The organism is Massilia sp. MP_M2, from assembly GCF_039123635.1.
In the GTDB taxonomy this organism is placed as follows: domain Bacteria; phylum Pseudomonadota; class Gammaproteobacteria; order Burkholderiales; family Burkholderiaceae_D; genus Telluria.
In genome coordinates this window covers 1-23,125 of the sequence record NZ_JBCHJF010000001.1, presented here as the reverse complement: position 1 = coordinate 23,125, position 23,125 = coordinate 1, and the positions used below count along the sequence as shown (strand labels likewise).

At 64.1% G+C, this 23,125-nt stretch carries 28 protein-coding genes, 1 tRNA gene and 1 riboswitch; of the genes, 13 read left to right on the top strand and 16 right to left on the bottom strand.

The window, feature by feature from the left end; translation table 11 throughout:
• Window positions 1-7: 7 nt before the first annotated feature.
• The 5 genes from RCH14_RS00145 to RCH14_RS00125 all read right to left on the bottom strand — a co-directional run bounded on the left by RCH14_RS00145 (window position 8) and on the right by RCH14_RS00125 (window position 4,307).
• Entirely contained in the window at window positions 8-1,366 is a 1,359-nt protein-coding gene (locus RCH14_RS00145; protein WP_343024148.1) for a DUF3526 domain-containing protein, read from the bottom strand.
• Window positions 1,363-2,793 (bottom strand): DUF3526 domain-containing protein, encoded by a 1,431-nt coding sequence (locus RCH14_RS00140; protein WP_343024147.1) that lies wholly within the window; start codon window positions 2,791-2,793, stop codon window positions 1,363-1,365. Before RCH14_RS00140 ends, RCH14_RS00145 begins: the two co-directional genes overlap by 4 nt.
• Window positions 2,790-3,545, bottom strand: a complete 756-nt coding sequence (locus tag RCH14_RS00135) for an ABC transporter ATP-binding protein (RefSeq protein WP_343024146.1) — start codon at window positions 3,543-3,545, stop codon at window positions 2,790-2,792. Before RCH14_RS00135 ends, RCH14_RS00140 begins: the two co-directional genes overlap by 4 nt.
• 165 nt (window positions 3,546-3,710) lie before the next feature.
• Complete coding sequence (locus tag RCH14_RS00130) at window positions 3,711-4,040, bottom strand: hypothetical protein (RefSeq protein ID WP_343024145.1); 330 nt, start codon at window positions 4,038-4,040, stop codon at window positions 3,711-3,713.
• A gap of 72 nt (window positions 4,041-4,112) precedes the next feature.
• Window positions 4,113-4,307 carry a hypothetical protein gene (locus RCH14_RS00125; RefSeq protein WP_343024144.1) on the bottom strand — a complete coding sequence of 65 codons (195 nt, stop codon included), beginning with the start codon at window positions 4,305-4,307 and terminating at the stop codon, window positions 4,113-4,115.
• A gap of 427 nt (window positions 4,308-4,734) precedes the next feature.
• Between RCH14_RS00125 and RCH14_RS00120 the strand changes: the two genes are divergently transcribed.
• Genes RCH14_RS00120 through RCH14_RS00110 form a run of 3 tightly spaced genes read left to right on the top strand, consistent with a single transcriptional unit; the run spans window position 4,735 to window position 7,772 of the window.
• The gene (locus RCH14_RS00120; RefSeq protein ID WP_343024143.1) at window positions 4,735-6,015 is read left to right on the top strand and encodes a CmpA/NrtA family ABC transporter substrate-binding protein; all 1,281 of its coding nucleotides are present in this window, start codon (window positions 4,735-4,737) and stop codon (window positions 6,013-6,015) included.
• A 28-nt stretch (window positions 6,016-6,043) separates the two neighbouring features.
• Window positions 6,044-6,949 (top strand): nitrate ABC transporter permease, encoded by a 906-nt coding sequence (gene ntrB, locus RCH14_RS00115; protein ID WP_343024142.1) that lies wholly within the window; start codon window positions 6,044-6,046, stop codon window positions 6,947-6,949.
• A gap of 13 nt (window positions 6,950-6,962) precedes the next feature.
• Complete coding sequence (locus RCH14_RS00110) at window positions 6,963-7,772, top strand: ABC transporter ATP-binding protein (protein ID WP_343024141.1); 810 nt, start codon at window positions 6,963-6,965, stop codon at window positions 7,770-7,772.
• On the opposite strand, the gene RCH14_RS00105 is transcribed toward RCH14_RS00110, so the two are convergent.
• The 10 genes from RCH14_RS00105 to RCH14_RS00060 form a co-directional block, all read right to left on the bottom strand.
• Entirely contained in the window at window positions 7,773-8,030 is a 258-nt protein-coding gene (locus tag RCH14_RS00105) for a hypothetical protein (RefSeq protein WP_258836033.1), read from the bottom strand.
• A gap of 70 nt (window positions 8,031-8,100) precedes the next feature.
• Window positions 8,101-8,176 (bottom strand) — tRNA-Lys (locus RCH14_RS00100).
• 97 nt (window positions 8,177-8,273) lie between these two features.
• The gene (ybgF, locus tag RCH14_RS00095; RefSeq protein WP_343024140.1) at window positions 8,274-9,029 is read right to left on the bottom strand and encodes a tol-pal system protein YbgF; all 756 of its coding nucleotides are present in this window, start codon (window positions 9,027-9,029) and stop codon (window positions 8,274-8,276) included.
• 130 nt (window positions 9,030-9,159) lie between these two features.
• Window positions 9,160-9,684, bottom strand: coding sequence for a peptidoglycan-associated lipoprotein Pal (pal, locus tag RCH14_RS00090; RefSeq protein WP_343024139.1), 525 nt, complete (start codon window positions 9,682-9,684; stop codon window positions 9,160-9,162).
• 33 nt (window positions 9,685-9,717) lie between these two features.
• Complete coding sequence (gene tolB / locus RCH14_RS00085; RefSeq protein WP_343024138.1) at window positions 9,718-10,989, bottom strand: Tol-Pal system beta propeller repeat protein TolB; 1,272 nt, start codon at window positions 10,987-10,989, stop codon at window positions 9,718-9,720.
• 31 nt (window positions 10,990-11,020) lie between these two features.
• On the bottom strand, window positions 11,021-12,079 hold the full coding sequence (gene tolA, locus RCH14_RS00080) for a cell envelope integrity protein TolA (protein WP_343024137.1): 1,059 nt from the start codon (window positions 12,077-12,079) through the stop codon (window positions 11,021-11,023).
• 24 nt (window positions 12,080-12,103) lie between these two features.
• Window positions 12,104-12,535: a biopolymer transporter ExbD gene (locus RCH14_RS00075; RefSeq protein ID WP_332529818.1), complete on the bottom strand. Its 432-nt coding sequence runs from the start codon at window positions 12,533-12,535 to the stop codon at window positions 12,104-12,106.
• A gap of 16 nt (window positions 12,536-12,551) precedes the next feature.
• The gene (gene tolQ, locus RCH14_RS00070; RefSeq protein ID WP_183550516.1) at window positions 12,552-13,235 is read right to left on the bottom strand and encodes a protein TolQ; all 684 of its coding nucleotides are present in this window, start codon (window positions 13,233-13,235) and stop codon (window positions 12,552-12,554) included.
• Window positions 13,236-13,258: 23 nt separating this feature from the next.
• Complete coding sequence (ybgC, locus tag RCH14_RS00065) at window positions 13,259-13,663, bottom strand: tol-pal system-associated acyl-CoA thioesterase (RefSeq protein ID WP_343024136.1); 405 nt, start codon at window positions 13,661-13,663, stop codon at window positions 13,259-13,261.
• A 246-nt stretch (window positions 13,664-13,909) separates the two neighbouring features.
• Window positions 13,910-14,656: an SDR family NAD(P)-dependent oxidoreductase gene (locus RCH14_RS00060; protein WP_343024135.1), complete on the bottom strand. Its 747-nt coding sequence runs from the start codon at window positions 14,654-14,656 to the stop codon at window positions 13,910-13,912.
• Window positions 14,657-14,830: 174 nt separating this feature from the next.
• Window positions 14,831-14,950: riboswitch (ZMP/ZTP riboswitch) on the top strand.
• Between the two features lie 99 nt (window positions 14,951-15,049).
• Here RCH14_RS00060 and glyA point away from each other — a divergent pair.
• The 10 genes from glyA (at window position 15,050) to RCH14_RS00010 (ending at window position 22,822) form a co-directional block, all read left to right on the top strand.
• Window positions 15,050-16,297 carry a serine hydroxymethyltransferase gene (glyA, locus tag RCH14_RS00055; protein WP_343024134.1) on the top strand — a complete coding sequence of 416 codons (1,248 nt, stop codon included), beginning with the start codon at window positions 15,050-15,052 and terminating at the stop codon, window positions 16,295-16,297.
• 73 nt (window positions 16,298-16,370) lie between these two features.
• Window positions 16,371-16,838: a transcriptional regulator NrdR gene (nrdR, locus tag RCH14_RS00050; protein WP_343024133.1), complete on the top strand. Its 468-nt coding sequence runs from the start codon at window positions 16,371-16,373 to the stop codon at window positions 16,836-16,838.
• Window positions 16,839-16,941: 103 nt separating this feature from the next.
• Window positions 16,942-17,469: a type IV pilus modification protein PilV gene (gene pilV, locus RCH14_RS00045; RefSeq protein WP_343024132.1), complete on the top strand. Its 528-nt coding sequence runs from the start codon at window positions 16,942-16,944 to the stop codon at window positions 17,467-17,469.
• Window positions 17,466-18,515, top strand: coding sequence for a PilW family protein (locus RCH14_RS00040; protein WP_343024131.1), 1,050 nt, complete (start codon window positions 17,466-17,468; stop codon window positions 18,513-18,515). Before pilV ends, RCH14_RS00040 begins: the two co-directional genes overlap by 4 nt.
• 7 nt (window positions 18,516-18,522) lie before the next feature.
• A complete protein-coding gene (locus RCH14_RS00035) occupies window positions 18,523-19,167 on the top strand; it encodes a PilX N-terminal domain-containing pilus assembly protein (protein ID WP_343024130.1) in 645 nt (214 codons plus the stop codon).
• Window positions 19,168-19,196: 29 nt separating this feature from the next.
• Complete coding sequence (locus RCH14_RS00030) at window positions 19,197-19,649, top strand: type IV pilin protein (protein ID WP_343024129.1); 453 nt, start codon at window positions 19,197-19,199, stop codon at window positions 19,647-19,649.
• Complete coding sequence (locus RCH14_RS00025; RefSeq protein ID WP_343024128.1) at window positions 19,646-20,239, top strand: GspH/FimT family pseudopilin; 594 nt, start codon at window positions 19,646-19,648, stop codon at window positions 20,237-20,239. Before RCH14_RS00030 ends, RCH14_RS00025 begins: the two co-directional genes overlap by 4 nt.
• Window positions 20,240-20,277: 38 nt before the next feature.
• Window positions 20,278-21,441, top strand: coding sequence for a bifunctional diaminohydroxyphosphoribosylaminopyrimidine deaminase/5-amino-6-(5-phosphoribosylamino)uracil reductase RibD (ribD, locus tag RCH14_RS00020; RefSeq protein ID WP_343024127.1), 1,164 nt, complete (start codon window positions 20,278-20,280; stop codon window positions 21,439-21,441).
• Between the two features lie 6 nt (window positions 21,442-21,447).
• Complete coding sequence (locus tag RCH14_RS00015; RefSeq protein ID WP_343024126.1) at window positions 21,448-22,086, top strand: riboflavin synthase; 639 nt, start codon at window positions 21,448-21,450, stop codon at window positions 22,084-22,086.
• A 91-nt stretch (window positions 22,087-22,177) separates the two neighbouring features.
• Entirely contained in the window at window positions 22,178-22,822 is a 645-nt protein-coding gene (locus RCH14_RS00010; RefSeq protein ID WP_343024125.1) for an integrase arm-type DNA-binding domain-containing protein, read from the top strand.
• Between the two features lie 9 nt (window positions 22,823-22,831).
• Here RCH14_RS00010 and RCH14_RS00005 read toward each other — a convergent pair.
• A partial coding sequence (locus RCH14_RS00005; RefSeq protein ID WP_343024124.1) for an integrase core domain-containing protein occupies window positions 22,832-23,125 on the bottom strand: 294 nt, incomplete at its 5' end.

Below are 23,125 nucleotides of genomic sequence, written 5' to 3'. Positions count from 1 at the left end.
GCCAATCCTATCGCACCGTGCGCAAGGTGCGCAGCCCCGCCCCCAGCAGCAGCAGGGCCAGCACGGCCAGCGCCAGCAACTGCCCCGGCGCCAGCGTCCCCTTCATCGCGCCACCGTCATACACCGGCACCTTCGCCGCATCGTCCGGGGTGAACGGGCGTTCATTAAACATGTACGGATAGAAGAACTGCCGCAGCCGCGTGTGATACGCCCCGATCCGGTCGTGGTACGCCAGTTGCGAGGCCAGGTCGGTATCGGCCAGCCGGTGCAGCAGCACCTGCACGTTCACCGACGCCAGCAGCAGCCCCGCGCGCGCGGTCCAGTCTTCGCGCGCCATCATGCTGGCGCGATACTGCGCCACGCTTGGTGCCACCGCGTCGTCGCCTGCCTGATGCATCGCGTAATACCACTTCCAGTGGAAGCGCCCGGTGACCGGCGCCGTGTCCTTCCATTCTGGATGCGTGCGGAAGAATTTTTCGAACGTTTGGGGCTTGGGCACGTCCCACGCCGAGTGCACGGCCTGGCGTTGCGCCAGCGCCAGCTCGACGCCTTTCGACACCGGCGACAGGCGCGCGATGCCCGCATCGGCCAGCGTGGGCAGGATCATCGTCAGCCCCACCAGGCTCGCCAGCAGGATCGCGGCGCTGCCGGCCGACGTGCGCGCACGCGCCGCCACCCAGGCCGCGAGGCCAAACCAGAACGCCAGGTACAGCGTCGCCACCAGCGCAATCTGGCCGAAGCCGGTCGCGCCGGCACCGGCGACGAACGCGCCCACCGCCAGCGGCAGCAGCGCAGCGAGCCATAGCAATGTGTAGCGCAAGCCGACGCGGCGGCGCCATGTATTGGCCGCGCCTTTTGGCAGGGATGCCAGCAGGCGCAGGCGGCCCGCTTCGCGCTCGCTCGAGACCAGGTCGTGCATCAGCGCGATGACGAACAGCGGCGTCAGGTACACCAGCACGAACGCGAAATCGAAGCGCCCCGGCATGGCCAGCTCGGGATTGATCGACTCGGATTCGTACAGCTGCGCATGCAGACCGAGGATGCGCACGCGCAGCGCCGACGGCTGCAGATCGCGCCCGCCGATCGCGGCAAACGCCAGCGGCGATGGCGGATTGACGGTCAGGTGCGGCAGGTAGTAGCCGACCGCGCCCGCCTCGGCGCTGCCGCTGCGAAGCTGCGTGGCCAGGATGGCCGCGTGGTCATGGGCATGGCTTGCGGCGATGCGTTCGAGCGTGGCGCGCTGCTGGCTCACGGCCTGCAGGCCAGTCCAGACCGACAGTGCGGACAAGAGCGCCAGCAGCACGACGGCCCCGACGGCCAGGCGCGAGTGCGCGATCTGGCGCAGTTCCAGAAATAACGTTTTCATGCCGGATTCCTTTCCAGGCGTTTGGCGACCCAGCCGCCGATGACGAATAACGCCAGCAGCCAGCCGCCCAGCAGGGCAAGCGCGGGCCAGGCGTGGCGCGCGGCGACCTCGCCGAACGGGGCAGGGGCGTAGCCGAAGCGGGGCGTCTCTTCCCAATGGTGCTTGTCGATGCGCTCGTCGCCGGCGCCGGTGGGCGTGACGACGTTCACGTGCAGGCCGTTGAGTCGCTGGACAAAGGCGTAGCGGTAGCGTTCACCTTCGAGCAGGAAGCGTGCGTGGCTGTCGAGGTTGGTGCCGGACAGTGCGGTCGACATGCGGCGCAGCGCAATCAGCGGACTGGCCACGCTGGCCGAATGGACGATCGCGTTCTCCTCGGTCTGGCGCGCGTAGTCGGCGCGCATGAATTCGTCGAACAGGGCGCTCGTCATGCGCTCGCCCTCGGCCATCAACAGACCGCTGTAGTTCACCGGCAGGTCCTCCACGCGCGCCACGCCGTAGTGTTTCAGCGTGCGCGCCCGGAACGCATTGAAGTATGGGTCGTCCGGATTGTGGCTGTCGCCGATCGCGGCCAGGCGCTCGTGGATCGCGACTTCGGTCTCGATGCGGCTCGGGCGGGCCACGTTGCCGGCCGCGATATCGGGCATCACGCGCGGCAGCAGAATCGCCGTGACGATCCAGCCGGCCACCAGCGCCAGCAGCGCGTCGCGCGCACGGGGCAGCGACGCCGATACCAGCACGGCGGCCACGACCCACACCAGGAGGTACAGCGCATACCCGGCCAGCAGCGCGAGCGCCTCGGCCGCGACAGCCGGGTGCACGACGGCGATCGCAACGAGGGCGATGAAGGCCGGCGCACCGAGCAGCAAGGCCACGCCCGCATGGGCTGCGAGCTTGCCGAGCAACAGGGTCGCGCCGCGCACACCCTGCACGATCTGCAGCCGCAACTGGCCGCGCTCGCGTTCGCGCGCGACGCTGCCGAAGGCGAGGAACACGATCAGCAGCGGCGTGAGCACCTGCAGCACGAACGCTGGGGTCAACTGGCCGAAACGCAGCAGCACCGACGACTGGGCGGCGTCGCTGAAGTTGGCACTGTTCTGGCGGTGACCTTCCAAAAACAGCGTGCTGCCGGTGAACGGATCGACGCCGAAATCGAAGAAGGCGAGGGGGCTCAAGGGCCGGAACACATAGTGGCCGTAATGGACGACGCGGTGCGGGTGGCGGTCTGGCTGGTTGGCCCACTGGGCGTCGACCGTGCTCTGGAAGCGCGCGCGTTCGGCGTTCACGGCGCCCACGCGCTCATGGCTGACGACGATGGCCACGAGCGTGAGCGCCAGCATCAGCATGCCGGCGGCAACGGCCACCTGGTTGCGCAGCATGGCGCGCCACTCGCCCAGGGCAACCGCGGGCAATGCCCGGGAAACGCTCATGCGGCCTCCGGCCTGGCGGCAGTGGTGGCGGTGCCGGCGTAGCGCCGGTACAGGTCGCGCACGTCATAATGTTCGGCGCCGCTGGCGGCCACTTCATGGCTGATGTGGCCACGCTCCAGAAACCCGATGCGGTCGGCCACTTCGGCTGCGCCAAGCAGATCGTGCGTGACCATGAAGATGGCGCTGCCGCGCGCGCGCAGGTCCTGCAGCAGCGTGTTGAATTCGCTGGTGGCCTGCGGATCCAGGCCCGTGGTCGGTTCGTCGAGCAGCAGCAGCGGCACCTGGCGCGCCACGGCCAGCGCGATTGCGACCTTCTGGCGCATGCCTTTCGAGTAGCCGCCCAGGCGACGCTGCCATGCAGCCGGATCGAGCCGCACCGCGCGCAACGCATCGTCGATGGTGGCGTCGATCGCTGAACCCGTCCGATCGCTGCCGGCCAGGCGCAGGAAGTAGTCGATGTTTTCGCGGGCGCTCAGGTGTTCGTAGAGCGCGACGTTTTCCGGCACGTAGGCAAGCTGGCCCCGCGCGGCGAGCGGATCGGCGGCGACGTCGATGCCGCACACGTGCACGCTGCCGGCCTGCGGCGCCAGAAAGCCGAGGAAGGCGTTGAGCGTCGTCGATTTGCCGGCGCCATTGCCGCCCAAGAGTGCATAGATTTCACCGCGTGCAACGCGCAGGTTCAGGTCGCGCAGGACGGTCGTGGCGCCGTAGGCGACGGTCACGCCGGTCGCCTCCATGGCAGGAGTGGTCATGGTCATCGTGTTCTTTCAAAGTCAAAAGGTAAGCCGGCGCACGCACGCAGCGTGCGCGTTCGATGGAGACGCGCGCAATGGCGCGGCGCCGGCAAACGAGATGGAGATGACTCGCGCCGCTACGCCGTCAGGTCACTCGGGTGACCGCGTCGGCGCATGGACGAATCAGTGGACGGACTGGTGGCGCGGTGGCGCCTGGGGGGAAGGGATCAGGTACTGGCGCCGATAGAACGGCGCAGGGCGCGGCAGGCGCGCGAGGAGGTAGACGACCGCCAGGAAGACGGCCAGCAGCTGTGGCGAGACGGCCGGCAGGTCAGCCGTGCCATGGGCAGCGACCTGGCAGCTGACGCAGTCGGACAGCTGTTCGGCCAGGTCGTGCTCGTGGTACGAGCTGCCGATGAGTTGCAGCGCCAGGATCAGCGCGCACGCACACAGGAACAATCGGCTCAGGGCCGTGCTTGTGTGGGTACTGCGGAACGTGTGCAACAGCGACATGCAATCCTGGTTGAACGGGTGAAGGCGCAGTATAGCCCGGCGATCGCGGCGCGGGCAAGGCACCAGCCCGGCTTACTCGAACGCCACCAGCAGCGTGGCCAGGCCGATGCAGACGACGGCGACCACGCCGATGCGCTGGCGCTGGCGGCGGCGGCTCGCGACGATGTCTTGCGCGATATGACGGCGGGGCTTCTTCGGGTTGCTGCGGTCGACGGCGGTCGCCGTCTGGATTGGCGTGCGGTGACGCTGGACTTGTTCGGTGTGCATTGATGGCTCCAGTTGCAGGCCCCGGCGTTGCACGATCAGTCCTGTGCTTCTGCATGTTTTTGAGGCAATAAACAATCCTAGCATGCACGCATTGGGTTGTGGCGGAGCGCATTGTCAACCGTGCGCGCGTACCGACATCTCTGCCGGCATGGCCCGCAGCCCCTGCAGCGCCGTCCAAAAAGAGGCGCTGCGCGATCGTAGTGCGCCGCGCGCGCCATGCTGCGGTGCACCGCAGCGATCGGCATTCTCGCGTTCACTCTGGGATGATCACTGGCACGAAGCTTGCATAACGACTAATGCGCAACGGAGCGCACGAGGTGCATGCCAACGCTGGCCCGCCTCCCCGGACAACGACGTCTACCAACGCATGAACACGTTCATGTGGGGTAGCCGTTTTTTTTTGCCTGATCACTTTTTGGGATTCGCGATGGAAAATCAACAGCGTCAAGCGCAGGGCAACCCGTCCACCGGCACGAACGTCGATGGGACACGCAGGAACATCATTCAGGGAGCCTCGCTGGCAGCAGCCGGCGGCCTCTTGGGGCTGGCCGGGGGCGGGGCATGGGCGGCGGGGTCGGACAAGCCCGAAAAGACCGAGATCAGGATCGGCTTCATTCCATTGACCGACTGCGCATCGGTCGTGATGGCGTCGGTGCTGGGCTTTGACAAGAAATACGGCGTCAAGTTCGTGCTGAGCAAGGAGGCTTCGTGGGCCGGCGTGCGCGACAAGCTCGCCAATGGCGACCTGGACGCCGCCCACGTGCTGTACGGCCTGCTCTACGGCGTGCAGATGGGCATTGGCGGCCAGAAGAAGGACATGGCCGTACTGATGGGCCTTAACAACAACGGCCAGGCCATCACGCTGTCAAAGCAACTGGCCACCAAGGGCGCCGTCGACGGCGCCTCGCTCGCCAAACTGATGCGCACCGAAAAGCGCGACTACACGTTCGCGCAAACCTTCCCGACCGGCACCCACGCGATGTGGCTGTATTACTGGCTCGCCGCCAACGGCATCAATCCGATGAAGGATGCCAAGGTGATCACCGTCCCGCCCCCGCAGATGGTGGCCAATATGCGTATCGGGAATATGGACGGGTTCTGCGTCGGCGAGCCGTGGGGCCACCGCGCCATCATGGACGGCATCGGCATCACAGCCACGACGACCCAGGACATCTGGCGCGACCACCCCGAGAAAGTGCTGGGCTCGACGCTGGCGTTCGCGAAAGCCAATCCGAACACGTGCCGCGCGATGATGGCCGCCATCTTAGAGGCGAGCAAGTGGATCGATGCGTCGCTGGCCAACAAGAACAAGATGGCCGAAGTCATCGCCGCCAAGTCGTACGTCAACACCAGCAAGGACGCGATCGACCAGCGCATCATGGGGCGTTACCAGAACGGCATGGGCAAGACCTGGGACGACGCGAACCACATGAAGTTCTACAACGATGGCCTGGTCAACTTCCCGTTCCTGTCCGATGGCATGTGGTTCATGACGCAGCACCGCCGCTGGGGTTTACTCAAGACCGATCCGGATTACCTGGCCGTGGCCACGTCGGTCAATCAGGTCCAGTTGTACAAGGACGCGGCATTGATGACCAAGACGCCGATCCCGGCGGGCCTGCTGCGCACATCGAAGCTGATGGATGGCACCGTGTGGGATGGCAAGAACCCACAGGCGTATGCCGCGTCGTTCAAGGTCAAGGCTTGACCATTCACCCGTACTGCAAGGAGCCGTCATGAATGCCCTGTTGAAATCCGTTCCCAACGAGCCGGCGCCAGCGCCGGTGGCTGTCAGCGGCCCGGCGCGCACCGCCACGCCGCGCAAGCCAGCCGCCGGCGCCCTCGCCAGGCGCCGCGCGCAGCCATTCGCCACGGCGGTACGGCGCGTGGCGCCGCCGCTGACCGGCATCGCGCTCGTGCTGCTGGTCTGGCAGGTGATCGCTGCGCAGAACGAGGCGTTTCCGTCGCCGCTGGTGACGTGGCGGGCGGCGCTCGAACTGTTTGCCGACCCGTTCTACCGCAACAGCCCGAACGACCAGGGCATCGGCTGGAACGTGCTGGCGTCGCTGCAGCGCGTGGCGGTGGGCTTTGGCCTGGCGGCACTGGTCGGGATCCCGCTGGGCTTCGTGATCGGACGCGTGCAGTTTGTTAGCCGCATGTTCGGCCCGATCATCAGCCTGCTCAAGCCGGTCTCGCCGCTGGCCTGGCTGCCGATTGGCCTCCTGGTGTTCAAGTCGGCCGACCCGGCGGCGATCTGGTCGATCTTCATCTGTTCGATCTGGCCGATGATCATCAACACGGCCGTCGGCGTGCAACGCGTGCCGCAGGATTACATGAACGTGGCGCGCGTGCTGAACCTGTCGGAGTGGAAAATCCTCACCAAGATCCTGCTGCCATCGGCACTGCCGTACATCCTGACCGGCGTGCGCCTGGCGATCGGCACCGCATGGCTCGTCATCGTGGCGGCCGAAATGCTGACCGGCGGCGTGGGCATCGGTTTCTGGGTGTGGGACGAGTGGAACAACCTGAACGTGGCGCACATCATCATCGCCATTGCCATCATCGGCGTGGTCGGCCTGCTGCTCGAACTGGCGCTCGTGTCGCTGGCACGCGCACTGACCCACGAACAAGTGGCTAACTGAAAGGGTTTCGATCATGGATGAACTGCAAAAGAAATTCATCGACATCACCGGCGTCGAGATGGCGTTTCACACGAAGAAGGGTGTGTTCCCGGCGCTGCAGGGGATCGACCTGACGGTGTGCAAGGGCGAATTCATCACGCTGATCGGCCACTCGGGGTGCGGCAAATCGACGCTGCTGAATCTGGTCGCCGGACTGCTCAAGCCGACGGCAGGCTTGCTGATCTGCGCGGGCCGCGAGATCGGCGGGCCGTCACCGGAGCGTGCGGTGGTGTTCCAGAACCATTCGTTGTTGCCATGGCTGACGTGCTACGAGAATATCCATCTGGGTGTCGAGCGGGTGTTTGGCGGGTCTGAATCGCGCGCGCAGTTGCGTGAGCGGACGCTGGAGGCGCTGGCGCTGGTGGGTCTCACGAGCGCCGAGACCAAGCGGCCGCATGAAATCTCGGGCGGCATGAAGCAGCGCGTCGGCATCGCGCGGGCGCTGGCGATGCAGCCGAAGGTCTTGCTGATGGACGAGCCGTTCGGCGCGCTCGACGCGCTCACGCGCGCGCACTTGCAGGATGAGCTGCTCAAGATCGTGGCGGCCACGAAATCCACGGTGGTGATGGTGACGCACGATGTGGACGAGGCGGTGCTGCTGTCGGACCGGATCGTCATGCTGACCAATGGCCCGGCGGCCACGATCGGCGAGATCGTCGCCGTGGGGCTCGAGCGGCCGCGCGACCGGGTGGCGCTGGCGCAGGATGCGCGCTACACCGAGCATCGCCGGCAGGTGCTGGAGTTTTTGTACCGCAAGCAGGCGCACCCGGCGGTGGCGGCCTGATTACGTGGCTTTTTTCTTCTGCACCTGACGCTGCTGCTGCTTGCGCTGCGTCTGGTTGCGGTTCTGTTTGCCTTCGTGGAGCGCGGTGGCGTCCAGCTTGGCCTGCTCGGCGGTGCGCAGCTCTTCCTTGTCGTCGTGCGCGACAAAGTAATCGTTGGCCTGCGCATCGACTACCAGCTTGATCGCCGCTTCGTCGGTGAGGTCATACATCTCCGTGAGGAGCGTGGTCACCTCGTCGAGAAAATCTTCATAAGTCATGGTGCGATCATCCTAATGTAAGCGGAACACAAAAAAGCCAACCCGAAGGTTGGCTTTTTTGCTGAATCTTTGGTAGGCCGTGCGGGATTCGAACCTGCGACCAACGGATTAAAAGTCCGCTGCTCTACCAGCTGAGCTAACGACCCGAAGAAGCAAGATTATAGGGGGCGACACGGGCGCTGTCAAATGCCGCGCCCGGTCTATGTCTCACGTGTGCCTCAAGCGTGTGACATGCCGGTGTGCTTACTTCAGGGACGCCAGGCGATCGCGTGCGGTCTGCGCGGCGCTTGAGTCGGGGTACTTCGCCACCAGCGTCTGGAGCGACTTCTTCGCGTTCTTGTTGTCCTTGAGCAGGGCGTAGCTGCTGGCGATATTGAGCATCGCGTCCGGCACCTTCTGGCTCGTGGCGTAGGTGGTCGTGACGACCTGCTGCGCCGCAATGGCTTTTTTGTAGTCGCCCAGCGCGTAGAAGGTATTGCCGAGCCAGTACTGCGCATTCGATGCGTATGGCGACTGCGGGAACTGCCGCACGAACTCTTGCAGCGCGACCGAGGCGCCCTTGTAGTCGCCCGCCTGGAACATGGCGGTGGCGGCTTCGTACGCGGTTTTTTCGGTTGGCAGCACTTCAGCGGCCTGGCCGTCGATGACTTCGGCGCGCGGCTCGACCTTTTTCAGGCGCGCATCGAGGTCGGCGTACAGCTGCTTCTGGCTGTTCTGCGCTTTGGCGACTTCGTTGGCCAATACTTCGATCTGGCCGCGCAGGCGGGCGATTTCCTGCATCGTCTGCTCGTGCTGGTTGAGCATCTCGATCTGCGCCGTCTTGTCCGATTTGCTGTCGATCCGTGCGGTCAGGTCGCGCGTGATGTTGTCGACCTTGGTGCGCAGGTCCAGGATGGCCTTGCGCGCTTCTTCGTCGTCGAACGGGCCGGCGGCCGCGTGCAGCGGCATCCACAGGGCCAGGACGAGGCATGCGAGGCGGGGCTTGGACAGTTTGATCATAAGCGTTGTGTTCTTTCTACTAAGCCGGTTACTTGAGCGATTGCCGAGATAAAACAAGGGGCGGGTAGCAGTCTGCACTGCGTCCCGCCCCCTGTCAATCGAACCTGTCCGGCTTGTTCAGCCGAATCGATTATTGATAGACGATGTCTGCGCGGCGGTTTTCAGCCCACGATTCTTCGTTGCTGCCGGTGGCTTTTGGCTTTTCTTCGCCCAGCGACACGGCTTCGATCTGGCCTTCCGATACGCCCATCGAGGCCATCGAACGACGCACGGCTTCAGCACGCTTCTGGCCCAGGGCCAGGTTGTACTCGGTGCCGCCGCGTTCATCGGTATTGCCCTGGATCAGGACCTTACGCGAGGTGTTCTTGGTCAGGAAACCCGAGTGGTTCTGGACCACTGGCTGGCCATCAGCGCGCACGACGAAGCTGTCGTAGTCGAAGTAAATGCTGCGCTTGGCCAGAACGCCTTGTGGGTCGTTCAGCGGATCGACGCTGCCGGTCTGGACCGGGTTGATGTCACGTGGATCAGCAACTGGCGCTGCCGGCGTTGGCGATTTCTCGACGACCGGGGTTTCGTTCAGCTTAGGCGCCGACGAGCACGCGGCCAGCAGGGTTGCGGTGGAAACGATGAAAGCTACACTCTTGAAGTTGCGCATGGATTTTCTCCTGTTATGTTGAGGTTTTACTTCTTACTTCATGAAGGGACCCCAGCTGGGCTCCCGAATGTTTCCCGCTTTGGTCGTCAAGCGTTGCTTGACTCGTCCATCCACAGACACCACGGCCAGCGAGGTGCGACCGCCACCCTTGGTTGCATACATGATGTACTTGCCGTTAGGCGAAAAACTCGGTTCAGTGGCCCCATCGGCCAGGCGCAGTTCCTGGCCGCTGGCCAGGTCCATCGCATATAAGGAGTAAGCGCCGCCGCGCTGCGAAATCCAGGCCAGCGTCTTGCCGTCGGACGACACGCGTGGGCTGATGTTGTAGTTGCCATTGAACGTCACGCGGGTGGCATTGCCGCCCGCTGCGCTCATTTTGTACACCTGAGGACCACCGCTGCGGTCGCTCGTAAAGTAAATGGTCTTGCCGTCGGCCGAGAACTGTGGCTCGGTATCGATGGCCGGGTTGTTGGTCAGGCGCTTGTGGCCGGTGCCACCCGAATTGACCGAATAGATCTCGGTATTGCCGTCCTTCGACAGGGCCACGGCCAGGGTCGAGCCGTCCGGCGACCACGATGGCGCCGAGTTGTTGCCCTTCTGATTCGAGACCACATTGCGCCGACCTGTCATCAGGTCTTGCAGATACACGACCGGCTTGCGGTCTTCCATCGACACGTAGGCGACTTTTGATCCGTCCGGCGACCAGGATGGCGAAATGATCGGCTCCTTGCCCTGGGTGGCGATGACTTCGTTCTCGCCATCGGCGTCCGACACGGCCAGGATGTAGCGCTTGGCGGCGCTGTCGGCCTTGACGTAGGCGATGCGGGTCGAGAAGATGCCGCGCACGCCGGTCAGCTTTTCATAGACATCGTCGGCAATGCGGTGCGCCTGCAGGCGCGTGTAGCGGGGCTGGACTTCGCCACCCATCTGCGAGATTTCGCCGCCCTTGACGGTGTCCATCAGCTTGTAGCGGATCGCGAAACGGCCATCCGGCTGCTTCGACACGCTGCCGACCACGAGCGCATCAGCGCCGCTGGCCTTGAAGGCAGCCAGGTTGATGGTGCCGGCATCGCGGTCGCTGATGACCTGGCCGGCGTCGATGACCTTGAACACGCCACTGCGCTCGAGGTCGGCGCGGATGACGGCCGAGACTTTATCGGGCGCGACGGATTCGTCGGCGAAGGCCGCAATGGCGACCGGAATCTGGTTGCTGCCGACACCGGCGATTTCGATTTGCAGCTGCGCATTGGCTGCTGATCCCATGGCGAGGGAAGCGCTAAACAGCAGGAAATGGATTTTTTTCATAGTTTCTCTTGTAAAACTGGTTCGAACCGAATCAATCGTAATCGCGCATCGAGAAATTCACGTCAAGCGTACGCTCCACGGTCCCGTCCTTCTTTTTGGGCAGTGGCGATGCTTTCTTGATACCATTTTCCACTGCCCTGTCAAATTCTGGCACACCGCTGCTTTTCACCAATCGAACCGACATGATTTCACCGGTTGGCAACTGGTCCACGCGGAACGTGGCGCGTGGATTTCCCGACACATCGGTGTTACCCGGATAGGCCGTGCTGCTCTTGATGGCCGCCGTGATCGCGGCGATATAACCGCCGTCCGATTTCGGGCCCGTCGATTTCGCGGCGCTGCCGCTGCTCCCCATGGCGCCGGCCATGCGCTTGAGTTCGTCGGCACGCAACTTCGCGAGCTTGGCGTCTTCGGCAGCGGCTGCCTTGGCTTTCGCCGCGTCCGCTTTCTTCTTGTCGGCGGCCGCCGCCACCTGATCGGCTTTCTTTTTCTCGTCCGCTTCTTTTTTCTTTTCAGCAGCGGCCAGCGCTGCGGCTTTCTTTTCGGCTTCTTTCTTTTTCTCTTCGGCTTCCTTCTTCGCCAGCAGCTCTTTTTCTTTTTCCTTCAGCTTGCGCTCGGCCTCGTCCTTCTTCTTTTGTTCGGCGAGCTTTTCTTCACGCTCGCGTTTTTCCGCGTCACGTTTCTCGGCCAATGCCTTTTTCTTTGCTTCCTCGGCCTTGCGTTCCTTCTCGCGCTGCAGCGCGATGTCTGGCGCTGGCGTCGGGGCCGGTTGCTCGACCACCGGTGGCGGTGGCGGCGGTGGTGGTGTGCGCACCGGCTCCGGTTCAGGCGCCGGTTCCGGCTCAGGGGTTGGCTCTGGCTGCGGTGCAGGCTCGGGCGGCAGCTCGGGGGCGGCGGCCGTCTGCACCGACATGTCCCACACTTCCGCTTCGACGGTGATCGGCGTCTTGGCCGTCCAGCTCACACCAATCCACAGAAACGCCAGCAACGCGGCGTGCACGACCACTGCCAGCAGGAACGATGGCAGGCGGCTCGGTTCGGGCGGCACGTGGTACGGCACGCCGGCGTTGTCTGGCTTTATTTCGGGCATATTCTAGGCATCAATGCATCGACATCACTGCGTGGCCAGGCCAACGCGGTTGATACCCATCTTCTTGGCTTCCGAGATCAGTTGGATGACGTCGTCGTACTTGCTCTCGCGGTCGCCCGCGATCAGTACCGGATAATCCGGGTGTTCTTCATGCAGCGCGCGCAGGCGCTGAAGCAGGGCGGAGCGGTCGGCCACGTCTTCCTGGGCCACGCGCCCTTTGCCTTGCACACCGATCGACAGGCGATTCTCGGGCTCGATCGAAATCTGGATATAGGTGTCAGGCGGCAGTGCCGATTTCTCGGCGCGCGGCAGGTTCACCACGCTCGGCGCCTGGTTGGCCGGCACTGCCATGAAAATAATGAGCAGCACCAGCATCACGTCGATGTAGGGAACGACGTTGATCTCGGATTTGAACTTGCGGCGACGTCCACCGCGCATGCTGCTGGAAAAGGCCATCGACAGGCTCCCTGAATCAGCGCGACTGGCGCTGCAGAATGTTCGAGAATTCTTCGACGAAGCTCTCGAAGCGGTTGGCCAGGCGGTCGATATCGTGCGTGAAGCGGTTGTACGCGACGACGGCCGGGATCGCGGCAAACAGGCCGATCGCGGTGGCGATCAGTGCCTCGGCAATACCCGGCGCGACAATCGCCAGCGTGGCTTGCTCGACGCTGGCCAGGCCGCGAAACGCGTTCATGATGCCCCAGACGGTGCCCAAGAGGCCAATGTACGGCGAGACTGAACCGACCGAGGCCAGGAAGTTCAGATGCGATTCCAGTGCATCGAGTTCACGCTGGAACGAGGCGCGCATGGCGCGGCGGGCGCCGTCGAGCACCGAGTTCATGTCGAGCGTTTCGCGCGAAGCTTGCTTGCCCTTGATGAATTCACCCATGCCGGACTCGAAGATGCGCGCCAGGGCGCCGCTCTGGTCGCGCTGGCTGCTGGCGCTCTGGTGCAGCGTATGCAAGTTGCCGCCGGCCCAGAAACTGCGCTCGAACTGTTCGGTTTGCGCACGTGCAGCGCGGATCGCGAATACCTTGCGGAAGATGTACGTCCAGCTCACGATCGACAGCAGCAACAGCAAGGCCATGATCAATTGCACCAGTACGTGGGCATTGCCGATCAGGGCGACGAATGAAAGGTCTGGGGTGACGGTCATGGGCTATTTATTTAGGTATGTATTCAGGCGGCACGCATTTTAGCAGCCACGTGGTCGGGCAAGGGGCGCGGGCGCATTGTGGCAATATCGACACAACACACGGTGACGGCGGCCGTATTGAGCAGGGTGTCACCGCGCCAGGCCTGCTGCATGAACTGAACCGATGCGCGGCCCAGCCTGGCAACACTGGTTTGTATCGTCAACTCGTCGTCGAGGCGCGCCGCCCCGTGATAGTCGAGCGTGACGTTCTTGACGACGAAGGCGGTGTTGTCCGCATCCAGAAGGGCTTGCTGCTGCACGCCAAGTGCGCGCAGCCATTCGGTACGGGCGCGTTCGAAGAATTTCAGGTAATTGGCATAGAAGACAATGCCGCCAGCATCGGTATCTTCGTAATACACCCTGACTGGCCAGTTAAATACTGAAGACATCGTTACTGCCGATACATGAAAATGAGAAACATTCTACGCGAGTTTCCTTCTCGACATCACCGTAACAGGACTTCGAGTGTGGAAATTACTGACGTACCCCTGGCACAAAATTGTGCTTTTGAGCGGTAGTAGACTTGAAGCTTGGCAAAAAGACCAATCACTGTAACATTTTCTCACAAATGGCGGGCACGCTCTCGGTTGCCCTCGACGGTACCCGCCCAGCCGCCTGCGCGGCCGCTCGACAGGTCAGGCGCGCTTGATCGTGAATGGCGAAAAGCCCTGGCAGGTTGGCATCATTTCGATGCTGTTGACGTTGACATGGGGTGGCAGCGTCGCAATCCAGTAGGCAGTGTCGGCAATATCCTTCGCGCTCAGCGGCGTCGTGTCTTCGTAGACCTTGGACGCAGCCGAATCGTCGCCCTTGAAGCGCACGTTGGAGAATTCCGTGCCGCCGGACAGCCCCGGCGCCAGGTTGGTGGCGCGCACGCCGGTACCGACGAGATCGGCACGCAGATTGAGCGTGAACTGTTCGACAAACGCCTTGGTCGCGCCGTACACGTTGCCGCCCGGGTAAGGGTAGTGGCCGGCGGTCGAGCCGATATTGATCACCAGCCCGCTGCCGCGCGCAACCATGTCGGGCAACACGAGACGGGTCATTGTCACCAGGCCTTTGCAATTGGTGGCGATCATGGTTTCCCAGTCTTCCAGCGGCACTTCGTGCGCCGGCAGCGTATTGAGGGCCAGCCCGGCGTTATTGATCAGCACATCAATCTGCTTCCAGTCGGCCGGCAAGCCGGCCAGCGCCGTCTCGATCGATGCGCGGCTGGTGACGTCCAGCGTCACCGGCAAGGCGGCGTCGCCCAGCTCGGCTGCCAGGTCGGCGATGCGATCGGTGCGGCGGGCCGCCAGCACCACGCGGTGGCCGTGCAAAACGAAGGTGCGCGCCATTTCGGCGCCGAAGCCGGCCGATGCGCCGGTGATGAGGACGATCATGATGAATCCTTGAAAAGGGCAGTAAGCGGAAAGTGCGAAGGCTGATGCAGGGTTGCAAAATTGTAGCCGAAATGATCAGGACGCCGTGGCGGGCAGACGATTGCGCCCTGGCTGGTCACCAAGACGGCGCTTTCCTTGCCCTTCAATGGGGAGTTCAGTACAATTTGCGGACTTTACGTCTCACGTAACTGGCGAAACACTGCGCAAGCGCAACCGATTGGTGCGCGGCGCGGCAAAGGTGGGGTCCCACCGGGGAACGTGAGATGCCATACGCCGTTCGCCTGGGCAGCCATCAACCGGTACGCGTTCGATCGCGGCTGCCCGCGCCCTTTGGCTCCCGCACCCGCATACAGCGCCGCTCGTTGCCTGGATTACTATCGATTGGAGTTTTACATGTTTGCTAAAGACCATACGCTGGCCAATGTCGATCCGGATCTGTGGAATGCCATTCAGAAGGAAAACGTCCGTCAGCAAGACCACATCGAACTGATCGCGTCGGAAAACTACACCTCGCCAGCCGTGATGGAAGCGCAGGGCTCGCAACTGACCAACAAGTACGCCGAAGGCTATCCGGGCAAGCGCTACTACGGCGGCTGCGAATACGTCGACGTCGTCGAGCAGCTGGCGATCGACCGCCTGAAGCAACTGTTTGGCGCGGAAGCAGCCAATGTGCAGCCGAACTCGGGCTCGCAAGCCAACCAGGGCGTGTTCTTCGCTGTGCTCAAGCCTGGCGACACGATCATGGGCATGTCGCTGGCCGAAGGTGGTCACCTGACCCACGGCATGCCACTGAACATGTCGGGCAAGTGGTTCAACGTCGTCTCGTACGGCCTGACCGCTGAAGAAGACATCGACTACGAGGCCCTCGAGCGCCAGGCGCACGAGCACAAGCCGAAGATGATCATCGCCGGCGCCTCGGCGTTCTCGCTGAAGATCGACTTTGAACGCATCGCCAAGGTGGCCAAGGCGGTCGGCGCTTATTTCATGGTCGACATGGCCCACTACGCCGGCCTGATCGCTGCGGGCGAGTACCCGAATCCGGTGCCGTTCGCCGACTTCGTCACCTCGACCACGCACAAGTCGCTGCGCGGCCCGCGCGGCGGCATCATCCTGATGAAGGCCGAGCACGAGAAGATCATCAACTCGGCGATCTTCCCGGGCATCCAGGGTGGCCCGCTGATGCACGTGATCGCCGGCAAGGCCGTTGCGTTCAAGGAGGCGCTGACCCCTGAATTCAAGACCTACCAGCAGCAGGTCGTCAAGAACGCCAAGGCACTGGCCGACACGCTGACCGCACGTGGCCTGCGCATCGTGTCGGGTCGCACCGAATCGCACGTGATGCTGGTCGACCTGCGCGCCAAGAATCTGACCGGCAAGGAAGCCGAAGCGATCCTGGGTCAGGCTCACATGACGTGCAACAAGAACGGCATCCCGAACGACCCGCAAAAGCCGTTCGTCACGTCGGGTATCCGCCTGGGCAGCCCGGCCTTCACGACGCGCGGCTTCATCGAAGAAGATGCCGTCACCGTCGGCAACCTGATCGCCGACGTGCTGGACAACCCGCACGACGCCGCGACCATCGAGCGCGTCAAGGGTGAGGTCAAGAAGCTGACGGCCAAGTACCCGGTCTACGCTGCCTGATCTGGCTGACTTTGTCTATCCGGGCCGGTTCGCTGGCCCGCTAGTCTCCATGTAGTATTCCAGCCCCGGCGCCATGAAATGTCCCTTTTGTCAGCATGAAGATACCCAAGTCCTCGATACCCGCGTATCGGAGGAGGGGGACGCCATCCGGCGCCGGCGCCGCTGCGGCAAGTGCGACAAGCGCTTTACCACCTATGAGCGCATCGAACTGTCGATGCCGATCATCGTCAAGAAGAACGGCAGCCGTACTGAATTTGCTTCGTCGAAGCTGCGCGGCAGCCTGATGCTGGCGCTGCGCAAGCGGCCGGTGGCGGCCGAAGCCATCGACCAGGCGGTGGCCTCGATCGAAGAAAAGCTGCTCACCAGCGGCCTGCGCGAAGTCGACACCGGCCATGTGGGCGAGCTCGTGATGCAAGAGCTCAAGGGCCTCGACAAGATCGCGTATATCCGCTTCGCTTCCGTCTACAAGAATTTCGAAGACCTGGATTCATTCCAGGCGGCGCTGGTCGAAGTCGGGCATCAGCGCAAGCTCGACAACTAATCCCTTCCCGAGGTTCCCCGAACGGCGCGGCGCACGCTTGCGCCGCCGCACGGGCGTGCAAGGCCGGCCTGATAACGTCGTAGCTCGTTATCGGGAGGCTGGCGTGCGAATCCATTCACATTGTGGTTTTACGCTCATCGAAGTGCTGGTGGCGCTGTTCGTGCTCGCGATTGGCGTCGTCGGTGCCGGCGCGGCCCAGTTGGCGGCCGAGCGCACGCGCCAGCAGGCGTCCTTGACGGCCGAAGCGGGCCAGCTCGCCAGTTCGCTGGCGGCGCGCATGGGCGCCAATGCAACCGTGGCCCGCCTGCCCGCTGCGGACAATCCCTATCTTTCGCTCGACTACGACGCTGCTGCCGACGGCCCGCCTGTCGCCGCCGCCGCGTGCTTCGGCAGCGCCATATGCGATCCGCTCGCGCTGGCGGCGTTCGACCTCGATGAGACGCGCCTGCTCGTGCATGCCCGCTTTCCCGGCGGGCGCATTGCCGTGTGCCGCGATGCGGCGCCGTGGGATGCCGGCAGTCGCCGCTATCGGTGGGCCTGCAGCGGCGGGGCGCATGCGGCGGTGGCGATCAAGATCGGCTGGCTCGGCAATGACGACCTGCCGGCGTTCGTGCTGATGGTGGCGCGATGAGGCACTACCGTCACCCGTGCGCGCGCCAGGCCGGCTTCACCATCGCCGAGTTCATGGTGGCGATGGTACTGGGCCTGGCCGTGCTGCTGGCGGCAGGCTCGCTGCTGATCGGCGCCACGCGTGCGCACGCCGCGCTGCTCGAAGCCGCCGAGATGGACGACGCCGGCCGCTATGCAACCGATGCGCTGGCGCGCGCGGTGCGCCTGGCGGGCCACGTCGACTGGGCGGCGCATCCCTCACCCGACCCGGCGGCGCCGGCTGCCATTGCCGGGCTGGATGCGTCGTCGCTGACCTACGCCGGCGCCGGCATCGATGACCCGCTACCGCTTGCTGTGAATGGCAGCGACGTGCTGGCGCTGCGCTTTGCCGGCACCGGCGCGCCACCAGCTGGCGATGGCGGCACGCTCGACTGCGCCGGCTTTCCGGTGCATCGCGAGCAGGAAGGGTGGAGCATTTTCTATGTCGCGCGCAATGCGCAGGGCGCTGCCGAACTGCGCTGCAAATACCGCGGCGCCGGCAACTGGTCGTCCGATGCCGTGGCAGGGCGTGTCGACAGCTTCCAGGTGCTTTACGGACTCGATACCGATGGCGACGGCACGCCCAACCGGTATGTGAACGCGAGCGCGATCCGGGCGCTGGATGCGGCGCTGGTGCTGGCCGGGTCGACAGCCAGCGAGCGTGACGCCGATCTGCGCACGCGCAGCCACTGGAAGCGCGTTGCAAGCGTGCGGGTGGGCTTGCTGCTGCATGGCCCACGCCAGCCTCAGGGCAGCGGCGCGCACCTCGTGCATTGGCTGTTTGGTCCTGGCTACGACGGTGCACTGGCCGCTGCCGACCCGGGTGTCCGGCTGGCGGCGGCCGACCTCGATCGCGGCGGCGATGCGCGCCTGCGCAAGGTGTATGGCGCGGTGATCGGGCTGCCGATCGCGCTGCCCGTTTTGGGATCGGCGGTGCCGCCCGCTGCGCCACCCGCTTTGCCTCCCGCGCCACCGCCTGCTTCGCCGCGCGCTGTGCCATTCACCGCGCCGCCCTTGGCCGCGCCTTGAGCCGCACATGCGCAACCGACACTTCCCCATGCCACGGCGCCAGGCTGGCATTGCGCTCATCACTGCGCTCGTGCTGATGCTGGCCGTGCTCATGACCGGCATTGCCTCGGCGCGCGGTGCGCTGCAAAGCACCCGTGCAGCGGCGTACGAACGCGATCGCGTGCTGGCCATACAAATGGCCGAGGCCGCCTTGCTCGATGCCGAACACGATATCGCCGGCGGCGCAGCGCCGGGCTCGGCGCGCGCCAACGCGATTCTTGCCGGTAGCGCGGATGCCTTCGTCGGTGGCTGTCTTGGTGCCCGCCCGTACAGCGGCTTGTGCGTGCACGACGCCGACGCCAACCGGCAACTGTCCAGACTGGCTGATGATGCAGGGCCGGCCATCGCGTTCGGCACGTTCACCGGCACCACGCTGCCGACCGGCGAGGGCGGTTTGCCGCTCGAGGCGCCGCGCTACCTGATCGAACTGATGCCGGCGCCGGGCGACGGGCAGCTCTACCGCATCGCCGCGCGCGGCGTCGGCAGCATGCCCGGCGCCAGGGCCGCCGTCCAGGCCTACTACCACATGCCATCGGCCGGCGCGCACGGCCGGCGCGTCGGCTGGCGCGAGATCGGCAACTGGTCAGCATTGATTGTTGCCGCCGCCGAATGAGTCAACGGCGCAAACAAGGAGCAAGGTCCATGACGCGATATCGCACTGGCTTCACGCTGATCGAGCTGCTGGTCGTGCTGGCGGTTGTCGGCATCCTGACATCGGTCGCCTACCCGTCGTATGCGCGCCAGATCGTCAAGGCCCGCCGGGTCGAAGCCCAATTGGCGCTGCTCGACCTGATGCAGCGCCAGGAACAATACCGCGCGCAGCATCACACATATATTGCGTTCTCGATCGCCGCCAGCACCTTTGATGCAGGCCAGTTTCGCACCTGGCTGGGTAGCAGCGCCGCTGCCAGCGCCTATGAGCTCGATGGCAACGCCTGTCCGGGCCAGCCGCTGGCCGCCTGCATCGTGCTGCGTGCGCGGCCTGGCACGGCCAACGTCAACGCCGCATTTTCCGATCCGGAATGCGGCACGCTGACGCTGGACAGCACCGGCGCGCAGGGCGCCAGCGGTGCGTCCTCACGCTGCTGGCCATGACGGCCCCAGTCGTCCACGCGATGGTCCGCTCCAGCCTGCGAAACCGCTGCACCGGGCTGTCCCTGTCCGAGCTGGCCGTGGTGCTGGGCATGGTGGCGATCACGGCGTCGCTGGCGGCGCCCGGCCTGCACCGGATCGTGCAAGGCCAGGAACTGCGTGTCGCCGCTAGCGACCTCTACAGCGCGGTTCAGCTCACCCGTTCGCTGGCCATTGCCCGCAACGAACCCGTGCTCCTGACATCGAACGATGCGGCCGGCATCGACTGGTCGCGCGGCTGGACCGTGTATGTCGATCGCGATCACAACCGCCAGGCGGGCGCGGGCGACGACATCCTGGCCGTGCGCGCCACGCTGCCGCAGGGCGTTCAGGTGGGCTATTCCTTTGCCAGCTCTGCAGCCCCGCAATACATCGCCTACAATGGCGCGGGACGCAGTTGCAGCGATACGGGTAGCGCCGCGGCGCGGCCGGGCACGCTGTCGCTGTTCCACGGCGGCGCGGTACGCCGTATTAAAATCAATATGCTTGGCCGGGCGCGCCTGTGTAATCCGGCCCGCGACGCCGGCTGCGACGGCGCCGCCGCACCGCCCTGAAACAAGCCTGGAACAAGCGCTTTGTACGGCGCGCATCGATGAAAGACCACGTGACGCACGACAGCCAACCCATTCTCAACGACACCGAAGGCATGGCCGCGGCGCTGGCCTGGGCTGCGCGCGGCATGTTCATCACGGCGCCCAATCCGCGCATCGGTTGCGTGATCGTCAAGGACGACGTCGTCATCGGCGCCGGCCACACCCAGCCCGCCGGTCAGGCGCACGCCGAAATCCAGGCGCTGCGCGACGCCGCCGTGCGCGGCAACGATGTGCGCGGCGCCACTGCCTACGTCACGCTCGAACCGTGCAGCCATCATGGCCGCACGCCACCTTGTTCGGCCGCGCTGATCGCCGCTGGCCTGGGGCGCGTGGTCGCGGCGATGGTCGATCCCAATCCGCTCGTCGCCGGGCGCGGGCTGGCGCAGCTGGAAGCGGCGGGCATCGCCGTGCGCTCCGGGATCATGGCGCGCGAAGCGCAGGAGCTGAACATCGGCTTCTTTTCGCGCATGGTGCGCGGCCTGCCGTGGGTGCGCCTGAAAGTGGCGGCCAGCCTGGATGGCGCCACGGCGCTGGCCGGCGGTGAAAGCCAGTGGATCACCGGCCCGGATGCACGCGCCGACGGCCATGCATGGCGCGCTCGCGCCAGCGCGATCGTCACCGGCATCGGCACCGTCAAGGCCGACAACCCGCAGCTCACCGTGCGGGGGCTGGCCACGCCGATGCAACCGCGCCGCGTGATCGTCGACAGCCGCCTCGAGATCGATCTGGCCGCCCATATTCTGCAGGGCGAGCCGTGCTGGCTCGTCGCGGCAGCCGGGCAGCCGGGCGACCAGAAAGCGGCTGCCCTGCGCGCCGCCGGTCACGAGGTGCTGTATCTGCCGAATGCCCACGGCAAGGTCGATCTGCCGGCGCTGATGCGCGAACTGGGCCGGCGCGAAGTCAATGAAGTGCATGTCGAAGCCGGCAGCAAACTCAATGCCTCGCTCGTGCGTGAAGGCTGCGTCGACGAATTGCTGGTCTACCTGGCGCCCAGCCTGATCGGCCCGGGGCAGGGGATGTTCGACCTGCCGCCGCTCACGCAGCTGACCGAACGGCGCCAGTTGCGCTTCCACGACGTCACGCGCGTGGGCGACGACCTGCGCATCCTGGCCCGCTTCGCCGAAGCCGCCACTCCATCTTCTGCTACCCCCAACAAGGAATAACGTCGTATGTTTACTGGAATCGTCGCCGCTGTCGGCACCATCACTTCCGTTGCACCATTGTCCGGCGGCCTGTACGCCGGCGTGCGTCTCGCCATCGATGCCGGCCCGCTGCCGCTGGCCGACGTCGGCCTGGGCGACTCGATCGCCATCAATGGCGCCTGCATGACCGTGACCGAAATAAACGCCACCGGCTTCACGGTCGACGTCTCGCGCGAAAGCCTGAACAAGACCGTGGGCCTGGACGCGCCCGGTGAAGTCAACCTCGAGAAAGCCCTGACGCTGGCCGAGCGCCTGGGCGGACACCTGGTGTCGGGCCACGTCGACGGCCTGGGCGTCGTGCACAGTTTCGAGCCGGTCGGCGAATCGCGTGAACTGATCATCGATGCGCCGCACGAGCTGGCGAAATTTTTGGCCTACAAAGGTTCCATTGTCGTCAATGGTGTGTCGCTGACGGTCAACCGGGTGCACGACCTGGAAGAAGAGGACCAGAAAGTCTGCCGCTTCTCGATCAACCTGATTCCCCACACGATCGAGGTCACCACGCTGCGCCACCTGGCCGCCGGTTCGCGTGTCAATCTCGAGATCGACCTGATCGCGCGCTATGTCGAGCGCATGCTAGCAACGTCCATTAACGTCTCGCGCTGAATAAAAACGTATATTATTCAATGCCTTGCAATGTTTTTGGACAGTACTAGACAGATTGATCTATTAGCTGTATGGCGGTATTATTGGCGGTATGAATACGCCAAACCAAAAAAATACCGTCAAGTTGACGGAGCTAAGTGTCAAGACGATCCGCGTTCAAGAAAAAGCGCAGAAGTTCGCCGACGAAAAGGGCTTGTACCTCTATGTCACTCCGACAGGATTGAAGTCCTGGCGCTACGACTACCGTTCTAACGGAAAGCGCGTAACCATCACTTTTGGCAGATTTCCAGACGTCAGTTTGGCGGCAGCTCGACGAAAGCATCTTGAAGCGCGCTCAACACTTGCGAGCGGTGCCGATCCAGCCCATCAGAAGAAAATCCAGAAGCTATTGCGCCTGAATGCTCACAGCAACACGTTTGACGATGTAGCCAAGGCATGGTTTGCCGGAAAGGAAGCCAGACGTTCGACAGAGTGGAAAGAGTCGCATGGCCTCTACCTGCGTCGTGACCTATCTCCGTATTTGGGCAAGCTACCTCTCACAGATATTTCAAGCGAAGTTCTGCTCCAGGTATTGGAAAATGCGCGTGCGAGATCCGGAGCGAAGACGGCCGACCGTGTAAGGCAGACGGCAGTGCAAGTTCTCGACCACGGTAGGCGCAAGCTACTGATCTCTGTGAACGTTGCGCGAGGCCTTGTAGGCTGGACCGGTAATCCCCCCATTTTTAGAGCACGCTAAAAGTAGAGGTTAAGCGGCGAGCGCCAGTTTCTGTTTTGGCGTAATACCACCGAGGGCCATGTTGGGCCGGTCGTGATTGTAGGTCCACAACCAGCTGGTGGCAAATTCCTGGATTTCGTCAAGCGTCTCGAACAAGTGATGGGCTAGCCAGTCGTAACGAACCGTCCTGTTGTAGCGCTCAACGTAGGCATTCTGTTGGGGCTGGCCGGGCTGGATGAAATCGATGCGGATGCCGCGTTTTGCGGCCCACGCCAAGGTCACTGCGCTGATGTATTCAGGACCGTTGTCGCATCGAATGGATTC

What these genes read in the sequence shown, in the direction of transcription:
- RCH14_RS00120 (WP_343024143.1), top strand. Translation starts at nt 4,735, where the DNA reads ATGGAAAATCAACAGCGTCAAGCGCAGGGCAACCCGTCCACCGGCACG.
- tolQ (WP_183550516.1), bottom strand. Translation starts at nt 13,235, where the DNA reads ATGACCGTCACCCCAGACCTTTCATTCGTCGCCCTGATCGGCAATGCC.
- tolA (WP_343024137.1), bottom strand. Translation starts at nt 12,079, where the DNA reads ATGCCCGAAATAAAGCCAGACAACGCCGGCGTGCCGTACCACGTGCCG.
- ribD (WP_343024127.1), top strand. Translation starts at nt 20,278, where the DNA reads ATGAAAGACCACGTGACGCACGACAGCCAACCCATTCTCAACGACACC.
- RCH14_RS00130 (WP_343024145.1), bottom strand. Translation starts at nt 4,040, where the DNA reads ATGTCGCTGTTGCACACGTTCCGCAGTACCCACACAAGCACGGCCCTG.
- ybgC (WP_343024136.1), bottom strand. Translation starts at nt 13,663, where the DNA reads ATGTCTTCAGTATTTAACTGGCCAGTCAGGGTGTATTACGAAGATACC.
- RCH14_RS00060 (WP_343024135.1), bottom strand. Translation starts at nt 14,656, where the DNA reads ATGATCGTCCTCATCACCGGCGCATCGGCCGGCTTCGGCGCCGAAATG.
- RCH14_RS00015 (WP_343024126.1), top strand. Translation starts at nt 21,448, where the DNA reads ATGTTTACTGGAATCGTCGCCGCTGTCGGCACCATCACTTCCGTTGCA.
- RCH14_RS00030 (WP_343024129.1), top strand. Translation starts at nt 19,197, where the DNA reads ATGACGCGATATCGCACTGGCTTCACGCTGATCGAGCTGCTGGTCGTG.
- tolB (WP_343024138.1), bottom strand. Translation starts at nt 10,989, where the DNA reads ATGAAAAAAATCCATTTCCTGCTGTTTAGCGCTTCCCTCGCCATGGGA.
- RCH14_RS00145 (WP_343024148.1), bottom strand. Translation starts at nt 1,366, where the DNA reads ATGAAAACGTTATTTCTGGAACTGCGCCAGATCGCGCACTCGCGCCTG.
- glyA (WP_343024134.1), top strand. Translation starts at nt 15,050, where the DNA reads ATGTTTGCTAAAGACCATACGCTGGCCAATGTCGATCCGGATCTGTGG.
- RCH14_RS00110 (WP_343024141.1), top strand. Translation starts at nt 6,963, where the DNA reads ATGGATGAACTGCAAAAGAAATTCATCGACATCACCGGCGTCGAGATG.
- nrdR (WP_343024133.1), top strand. Translation starts at nt 16,371, where the DNA reads ATGAAATGTCCCTTTTGTCAGCATGAAGATACCCAAGTCCTCGATACC.
- RCH14_RS00075 (WP_332529818.1), bottom strand. Translation starts at nt 12,535, where the DNA reads ATGGCCTTTTCCAGCAGCATGCGCGGTGGACGTCGCCGCAAGTTCAAA.
- RCH14_RS00125 (WP_343024144.1), bottom strand. Translation starts at nt 4,307, where the DNA reads ATGCACACCGAACAAGTCCAGCGTCACCGCACGCCAATCCAGACGGCG.
- RCH14_RS00140 (WP_343024147.1), bottom strand. Translation starts at nt 2,793, where the DNA reads ATGAGCGTTTCCCGGGCATTGCCCGCGGTTGCCCTGGGCGAGTGGCGC.
- ntrB (WP_343024142.1), top strand. Translation starts at nt 6,044, where the DNA reads ATGAATGCCCTGTTGAAATCCGTTCCCAACGAGCCGGCGCCAGCGCCG.
- RCH14_RS00035 (WP_343024130.1), top strand. Translation starts at nt 18,523, where the DNA reads ATGCGCAACCGACACTTCCCCATGCCACGGCGCCAGGCTGGCATTGCG.
- pal (WP_343024139.1), bottom strand. Translation starts at nt 9,684, where the DNA reads ATGCGCAACTTCAAGAGTGTAGCTTTCATCGTTTCCACCGCAACCCTG.
- RCH14_RS00135 (WP_343024146.1), bottom strand. Translation starts at nt 3,545, where the DNA reads ATGACCACTCCTGCCATGGAGGCGACCGGCGTGACCGTCGCCTACGGC.
- ybgF (WP_343024140.1), bottom strand. Translation starts at nt 9,029, where the DNA reads ATGATCAAACTGTCCAAGCCCCGCCTCGCATGCCTCGTCCTGGCCCTG.
- RCH14_RS00025 (WP_343024128.1), top strand. Translation starts at nt 19,646, where the DNA reads ATGACGGCCCCAGTCGTCCACGCGATGGTCCGCTCCAGCCTGCGAAAC.
- RCH14_RS00105 (WP_258836033.1), bottom strand. Translation starts at nt 8,030, where the DNA reads ATGACTTATGAAGATTTTCTCGACGAGGTGACCACGCTCCTCACGGAG.
- RCH14_RS00010 (WP_343024125.1), top strand. Translation starts at nt 22,178, where the DNA reads ATGAATACGCCAAACCAAAAAAATACCGTCAAGTTGACGGAGCTAAGT.
- RCH14_RS00040 (WP_343024131.1), top strand. Translation starts at nt 17,466, where the DNA reads ATGAGGCACTACCGTCACCCGTGCGCGCGCCAGGCCGGCTTCACCATC.